This window comes from Thiohalocapsa sp. (genome assembly GCF_019695415.1).
Classification (GTDB): domain Bacteria; phylum Pseudomonadota; class Gammaproteobacteria; order Chromatiales; family Chromatiaceae; genus Thiohalocapsa.
Map to the genome: position 1 here is coordinate 1 of NZ_JAIFKJ010000054.1, position 2,203 is coordinate 2,203.

The following is a 2,203-nucleotide window of genomic DNA, read 5'->3' on the forward strand; positions in this document are numbered from 1 at the left end:
ACACTATGGAAACGGCGGTGAGCCGGCGGGATCCGGACCCAGCAGAAGGATGTCCGGATTGCGTGCGCGCATATAGATCGGTGTGCTCATCAAGGCTCCTGAGATTTGGCTTCTTAAGGCGTATCGGGGTGGATTCACTTCGCGGACTCTTGGGCAAAAGTAAAGCAACGCTTATGCCGCAGTGGGCAAGCCCAAGGCCATTAGAGCGACCGCCGGCACGGTTCTTCCGCTCATCGCAATGGGGGTCTGGCAGCGGTGCGCGTTGGGCCTAAAGTGGTAAGCCACCGCAGGCGATTGTCGGCGCCATCGCTTCCGCCGTTGCGCTATGGTTAGCGGCGAGCCGCGGCGAGCGCCGCGCCCACCCATCCCGCGCCGGAGAAGCAACCATGAAAGAGCTCGCCTGGGACAAGACACTCAGCGTCGAGGTGCCCGAGATCGACGAAGACCACCGCCGGCTGGTGGATCTGTACAACATCCTGAGCCATGCGGTGGCGGAGCGCGAATCCGATGAGTACATCGCGGCGGTTACCGACGAGTTGATCGCCTGCACGCTCTGGCACTTCCGCCACGAAGAGCGGCTGATGCTCAAGCACGGCTACGACGGGCTCGCCGAGCATAGGGCCGAGCATGAGGAGCTGATTGCGAGCGCCAAGGACCTGCAGCAGAAACTGAAGGCGCAGGACAAGGCCGTCTCGAGCCAGGAGGTTGAATTTCTGGAGCGCTGGCTGGTGGGCCACATCTACGGGGCGGACATGCAGATGGGCGCCTACCTGTCCCAGGCGATGTAAGCCTGTGTCGATGGAGGACTTGCGGTCGCGGCAGATGAGCAGGCCCTTTTTGATGATCGGCATAAGGACAGCGCGGACACAAAAACGCCCCCGGCTGGGGGCGTTCTCGCTGGTGGGCCAGGGACCGGTGGTGCCGGCCCCTGTCGCTTGCGCTGGCTAGGCTTCCTCGGCCACCGCTGCTCTCTCCTTCGACTTGCTGATCTCGGAGATAGGCACCGCCACCTCGTCCGGGCCGTTGTATTGGGCAATCTGCTCGTCGGTCATCTGCTGGCCCCCACCGCCGCAGGCCATGGCCGCATGGGCCGGCTCCGCGCCGCCGCAGGCCTTCACGGAGGCAGCGACGCCGCTCGGCTGCAAGGCTGGGCGCTTGGCGGGCGGCGCCTTCTTCCAGGCGTTGTGATCCGGCTCCTCGATCTTGGAGGCGGACTTGTCGTAGTCGAAGCGGATGAGCTTCTTGAACATCGGCCCCCAGTAGTTCTGCTGGCCGAGCTGGTAGAACTTGCGCTCGAAGGCGCTCTTGAAGAAGGCCTTGATGCAGCCGATAAGATACCGGCGGCGGAACGGGTCCTTGACCCACGGATACTGGAAGAGCATGCGCTTCATGTAGAAGCGCCGGTAGTTGGCCATGACGCCGTCGAGCAGCTCGGCCCGGTCGATGGTGTCCGGCTTCATGATGGGGGAGACGAAGTTGTACTTGGAGTAGTCGAAGACCTCCACCTTCTCGCCCAGCTCGGTGAACATGTCGGAGAAGGGCCAGGGGGTGAACATGGACCAGTTGGCCATGTCGGCGCCCCAGTCCATGACCATCTGGTAGGTCTCCTCCAGGGTCTCGCGGGTCTCGTTCTCGAGGCCGACGATGAACTGCGCCTCGGTGACGATGCCGTTCTCTTGCAACAGCTGCACCGCCCGCTTGTTCTGCGCGACGGTGGTCTCCTTGACGAAGCGGTCCAGGTTCAGCTGTGCCGCGGCCTCGGTGCCCAGCGATATGTGTACCAAGCCCGCCTTGCGATAGAAGGGCAGCAGCTCTTCATCGCGCATGACGTCCGTGACGCGGGTGTTGATGCCCCACTGGATGTCCAGGTCGCGGTCGATGAGCTCCTGGCAGAACTCGATGAACTTGGCGCGGTTGATGGTGGGCTCCTCGTCGGCGAGGATGAAGAAGCCGACACCGTGGACCTTCTTCAGCTCCTCGATCTCGTCGACCATCTGCTTCGGGCTGCGCACCCGGTAGTCGCGCCAGAACTTCCACTGCGAGCAGAAGCTGCAGGTGAAGGGGCAGCCGCGGGCCATATTTGGGGTGGCTACCGGTACGCCGAGCGGGATGTAGATGTACTTCTTCCAGTCCAGGAGACCCCAGTCGGCCTTGATGGTGTCGATATCCTTGATGGAAGGCTCGGCAGGGGTCGCCACCACGG

At 63.1% G+C, this 2,203-nt stretch carries 2 protein-coding genes; one reads left to right on the top strand and one right to left on the bottom strand.

Features of this window, described 5'->3' with window-relative positions; genetic code table 11:
• The first annotated feature begins 386 nt into the window (after positions 1-386).
• On the top strand, positions 387-788 hold the full coding sequence (locus I6U14_RS00635; RefSeq protein ID WP_296896033.1) for a bacteriohemerythrin: 402 nt from the start codon (positions 387-389) through the stop codon (positions 786-788).
• A 156-nt stretch (positions 789-944) separates the two neighbouring features.
• On the opposite strand, the gene bchE is transcribed toward I6U14_RS00635, so the two are convergent.
• A partial coding sequence (bchE, locus tag I6U14_RS00640; RefSeq protein WP_296896034.1) for a magnesium-protoporphyrin IX monomethyl ester anaerobic oxidative cyclase occupies positions 945-2,203 on the bottom strand: 1,259 nt, incomplete at its 5' end.

What these genes read in the sequence shown, in the direction of transcription:
- I6U14_RS00635 (WP_296896033.1), top strand. Translation starts at nt 387, where the DNA reads ATGAAAGAGCTCGCCTGGGACAAGACACTCAGCGTCGAGGTGCCCGAG.